Here is a 4937-nt window from a genome sequence, read left to right on the forward strand (position 1 = left end):
AGCACGCCCTCGAAGAGCCGCGAGTCGCGCAGCTCCAGCGCGCGACGGTCGCGCATCTCGGCTGAGCCGCTGACGGTGACGACCTCCAGGACGTAGTCGCCGGCGTCGGCGATCTCCTTGGCTCCGGAGAGGATCTCCAGCGAGCTGATCGCGCTGCCCGGCGGCAGCAGCACCGCCAGGCGGCCGGTGCGGTGGTTGCGCATCGCCCGCGCGACGAGGTTCGGTCGGTAGTCCAGCGTCTCGATCGCGTCCTGGATCTTCGCGGCGAGCTGCTCGTTGACCGTCGTGTCCCCCTTCAGATGGCGGGAGACGGTCTGGTGGGAGACACCGGCGCGTCGGGCGACCTCGCGGATCGTCGGGCGACGGCGCGCCGTCGCGGGGCTCGGCGAGCCGGCGGACTGCGAATCGTCGGACGGCGATGCGGCGGAGGGCATGGGGCGAAACCTCGTGGCGGGCGTAGGGGCGTCTCGGGAGGGGATGACCGGTCACCAGCCTACGGGACGTGCTGCGGCGGGGGATGACTCGGCGGAAAGTGCGGGAAAGCCGACGCATTCCCACACTTTCCGCCGAGTCATCCCCAGTGTGGGGTGTCGGCGCGGACGCCCGGCGCCTATCCTGGGGTCATGGCCGAGATCCTCGACGGACTGCGCATCCAGGACGTGGCCGGTGCGGCCGCGCGGCAGCTGCCCTGGAGCAGCTGCACCCATCCCTTCTGGCCGGAGCATGATGTCTACACAGTCCGCGGCAAGATCTTCCTGATGGCCACCGAGGCGACCGGCGAGCCGCTGATCACGCTGAAAGTCACTCCCGACGAGTCCGAGGCACTGCGCGAGGAGTTCTCCTCGATCCGGCCTGGATACCACATGAACAAGCGGCACTGGATCTCCGTCGGAGCGGGAGGGGGCATCACCGAGGAACTGATCGAGGAGCTCGTGGTCACCTCCTACGACCGCGTGGTCTCGACCATGCTGAGCTCCCAGCAGCCCGTGCGTTTCGGCCTCGGGCCCGGCGACGGCGGCATCGACCCGGATGCCGCGCCCGACGCGCTCGATCCCGGCTGATCGTCGCCGGTGGTCGAGGCGTTCCGCGGCATGCGCCGGGTCAGCGCGTCGGGCCGCGGTGCCGAGCGATCAGCTCCGCGTACCCCTCGCGGAATGTGGGGAAGCGCAGGCGGCGCCCCTGCAGGAAGGTCCGGAGGAGACGGTCGTCGATGGTCTTTCCGGTCGCGCGGCCGTCACCGGAGTCTGCCGGCATGTCGACGCCCAGGCGTTCGGCGATGAAGGAGGCGACGTCGCCCAGCGTCGCCGGCTCGGCGTCCACGGCATGCAGCAGGGGCGGAGGGGCCGCGCTCTCCAGCAGCGTCGCGAGGATCGTCACCAGGTCGTCCCGGTGGACACGGTTGGTCATGCGGCGATGGTCCATCGGCGCTCCCCGGGCCACGCGATCGATGGTGCGCGAGCGGCCGGGGCCGTAGATGCCGGCCGGGCGCACTACCACGACCTCGCCGTCGAAGAGCTCGCGCGCGTCCTGCTCGGCAGACAGCAGCGCGGCGGCGCTGCCCCGGTCCGGTGTGGGCTGCGTCGACTCGTCCACGCGGTCGCCGTCGTGGGCGCCCAGCACTCCGGTCGAGGAGATGAAGACGAGCCGGCGGGGCGGAGTCGGGAGACGGCGGGCGAGTCCGGCGAGGCCTCCGCGGAAGGTGTGCTCATAGGCGGCCGCGTCGGGGCCGTCCGGCGACAGGGTCACGACCACCTGATCGGCCTCGGGGAGGGCGGCGGCGGTGTCATCGGTCAGGTCGGCGGCCCGGACCGGGAACGGGAGCCCGGGGTGGTCGCCGCCGCGTCGAAGGCCCACGACGTCGGTCCCCGCCGCGGCGAGTCGAGCGCCCAGGGTCGCTCCGACGTCCCCGCAGCCGGCCAGCAGGACGCGCCTCGCGGCGGGGGAGGGGTGTGCGGCGGTGTGCTCCAGAGGTCCTCCTCGAGTCGATCGGCGGGACCCGCGGTCTCGCCGTGTTCCGGGCGGCCCGGTGCCATGGCGGCAGGCGGCCTGTTCCTCCCATGATATGCGCTGGGCGCGTCGACCGCGGGACGGGCGACGTGCGGGGAATATACCGTCGGCCGAAAAAGTTGAGTATTATCGACTCAAGTTTCCACGACGCAGCTCAGGGGATCGTCGAGCCTCCCCGATGAGCGGTCGTCGACATCGACTGGAAGGGGCTTCCTCCATGGACGTCAAGCTCACCACCAAATCGCAGGAGGCGGTCTCCGCCGCCGCGATGAACGCCAACACCGCGGGCAACCCCCAGGTCGAGCCCGCGCACATCCTCAAAGCGCTGATGGACCAGCGGGAGTCGGTCGCCGTCGCCCTGCTCAAGGCCGCCGGCGCCGATCCGGACGCGGTGTCCACCCGCGCCTCGGCGGCCATCCAGCAGCTGCCCTCGTCCTCCGGCGACGCCGTCTCGTCGCCGCAGTTCTCCCAGGCCGGGCTCACCGTGGTGAAAGCTGCGCAGGCCGAGGCCCAGCAGATGGGCGACGACTACGTCTCCACGGAGCACCTGCTCATCGGCGTCGCCGCGGACACCGGCCCCGCCGGTCGCGCGCTGGCCGAGGCCGGGGCGACCGCCGAGGCGCTGAAGGCCGAGCTGCCGGGACTGCGCGGCGACCGCAGGGTCACCAGCCCGGATCCCGAGGGGACCTTCCAGTCGTTGGAGAAGTACGGCACCGACCTCACCGAGATCGCCCGTTCGGGCCAGCTCGACCCGGTGATCGGACGCGACGCCGAGATCCGCCGCGTCGTCCAGGTGCTGTCCCGCCGCACCAAGAACAATCCGGTGCTCATCGGCGAGCCCGGCGTCGGCAAGACCGCCGTCGTCGAGGGGCTGGCCCAGCGCATCGTCGCCGGCGACGTCCCCGAGTCGCTGCGCGAGAAGACGCTGATCGCCCTGGACCTCAGCGCGATGATCGCCGGCGCGAAGTACCGCGGCGAGTTCGAGGAGCGCATGCAGGCGGTGCTGGAGGAGATCAAGAACGCCGACGGCGAGATCATCACCTTCATCGACGAGCTGCACACCGTCGTCGGCACCGGCGCCTCCGAGGGGTCGATGGACGCGGGCAACATGCTCAAGCCCATGCTGGCCCGCGGAGAGCTGCGGCTGATCGGCGCGACCACGCTGGACGAGTACCGCTCGACCATCGAGTCCGACGCCGCGCTGGAGCGCCGCTTCCAGCAGGTGCTGGTCGGCGAGCCCTCGGTGCCCGACACCATCGGCATCCTGCGCGGACTCAAGGAGCGCTACGAGGCCCACCACAAGGTCGCCGTCGCCGACTCCGCGCTGGTGGCCGCCGCGACGCTCTCCGACCGCTACATCTCCGGCCGCCGGCTGCCCGACAAGGCCATCGACCTGGTCGACGAGGCCGCCTCGCGGCTGCGCATGGAGATCGACTCCGCCCCGGTGGAGATCGACGAGCTGCGCCGCAGTGTGGACCGGATGACCATGGAGGAGATGGCGCTGGCCGCCGAGACCGACGCCGGCTCCGCGGAGCGGCTGGAGACGCTGCGCGGCGAGCTGGCCGACAAGAAGGAGGAGCTGGCCGAGCTCACCGCCCGCTGGGAGGCCGAGAAGGGCGAGCTCAACCGGGCCGGCGAGCTGCGCGTGCAGCTCGACGAGCTGCGCAGCCAGGCCGAGCGGGCCCAGCGCGAGGGCGACCTCGCCGAGGCCTCCCGGCTCCTCTACGGCGAGATCCCGCAGGTCGAGGAGCAGCTCGCCGCCGCCGAGGCGGAGGAGTCCTCCACGCCGGAGCACGGCGGGAAGATGGTCGCCGACGAGGTCGACGCCGACGGCATCGCCGAGGTCATCGCCGCCTGGACCGGCATCCCTGCCGGGCGGATGTTGCAGGGCGAGACCGAGAAGCTGCTCGAGACGGAGGAGCGTGTCGGCTCGCGGCTGATCGGCCAGGAGAAGGCGGTCACCACGGTGGCCGACGCCGTCCGCCGCGCGCGCACCGGCGTCGCCGACCCGGATCGGCCGACCGGCTCCTTCCTGTTCCTCGGCCCCACCGGCGTGGGCAAGACCGAGCTGGCCAAGGCGCTGGCGGAGTTCCTCTTCGACGACGAGCGCTCGATGATCCGTCTCGACATGTCCGAGTACTCGGAGAAGCACTCGGTCGCCCGGCTGGTGGGCGCGCCTCCCGGCTACGTCGGCTTCGACGAGGGCGGTCAGCTCACCGAGGCGGTGCGCCGTCGACCCTACTCGGTGATCCTGCTCGACGAGGTGGAGAAGGCCCACCCGGAGGTCTTCGACATCCTGCTGCAGGTCCTCGACGACGGCCGGCTGACCGACGGGCAGGGGCGCACAGTGGACTTCCGCAACACGGTGCTGATCCTGACCTCCAACCTGGGAAGTCAGTTCCTGGTGGACCAGCAGCTCGAGGAGGATCAGCGGCGCAGCCAGGTCATGGACGTGGTGAACCGCTCCTTCAAGCCGGAGTTCCTCAACCGGCTGGACGACATCGTGATGTTCGACGTGCTCTCCCTGGAGCAGCTCGGCAGGATCGTCGACCTGCAGGTCGAGTCGCTGGCGCGGCGGCTCTCCTCGCGCCGGCTCACCCTGGAGGTCAGCGACGCGGCCCGCGAATGGCTCGCCGTCGCCGGCTACGACCCGGCCTACGGCGCCCGGCCGATGCGTCGACTGGTCCAGCGCGAAATCGGCGACCAGCTGGCCCGGCTGCTGCTCTCCGGCGACGTCCAGGACGGCGATACGGTGCTGGTCGACCGTGACGAGCTCTCGGCGGACTCCGCGACGGTGCACGGACTGACCGTGCGGAAGCAGGAGGAGCCGGAGGAGCGGGAGGTCTCGGCCCGAGCCTGACGTCCGTCCCGGGCTCTGCGCGGGTCCGCCTCCTCGCATCGAGTGGCGGCTCCCAGCGAGATCTGCCCGT

At 71.5% G+C, this 4937-nt stretch carries 4 protein-coding genes; 2 read left to right on the forward strand and 2 right to left on the reverse strand.

The genetic code is table 11. The annotated features are described in order from the left end of the window. On the reverse strand, positions 1–434 hold a 434-nt coding region (locus GU5_RS14665; RefSeq protein ID WP_010525008.1), incomplete at its 3' end, for a LacI family DNA-binding transcriptional regulator. Between the two features lie 189 nt (positions 435–623). On the opposite strand from GU5_RS14665, the gene GU5_RS14670 reads away from it, so the two are divergent. After that, a complete protein-coding gene (locus GU5_RS14670) occupies positions 624–1061 on the forward strand; it encodes an MmcQ/YjbR family DNA-binding protein (RefSeq protein ID WP_010525009.1) in 438 nt (145 codons plus the stop codon). A 40-nt stretch (positions 1062–1101) separates the two neighbouring features. On the opposite strand, the gene GU5_RS0107735 is transcribed toward GU5_RS14670, so the two are convergent. Then, positions 1102–1968 (reverse strand): NAD-dependent epimerase/dehydratase family protein, encoded by an 867-nt coding sequence (locus GU5_RS0107735; RefSeq protein WP_050806627.1) that lies wholly within the window; start codon positions 1966–1968, stop codon positions 1102–1104. Positions 1969–2224: 256 nt separating this feature from the next. On the opposite strand from GU5_RS0107735, the gene clpB reads away from it, so the two are divergent. Continuing rightward, complete coding sequence (clpB, locus tag GU5_RS0107740) at positions 2225–4867, forward strand: ATP-dependent chaperone ClpB (RefSeq protein WP_010525011.1); 2643 nt, start codon at positions 2225–2227, stop codon at positions 4865–4867. Positions 4868–4937 lie beyond the last annotated feature (70 nt).

The sequence above is a fragment of the Nesterenkonia sp. F genome (assembly GCF_000220985.1).
Lineage (GTDB): Bacteria > Actinomycetota > Actinomycetes > Actinomycetales > Micrococcaceae > Nesterenkonia.

Bases quoted from the DNA above. Each gene is read 5' to 3' on its own strand.
- GU5_RS14670 (WP_010525009.1), top strand. From the start codon at position 624: ATGGCCGAGATCCTCGACGGACTGCGCATCCAGGACGTGGCCGGTGCG.
- clpB (WP_010525011.1), top strand. From the start codon at position 2,225: ATGGACGTCAAGCTCACCACCAAATCGCAGGAGGCGGTCTCCGCCGCC.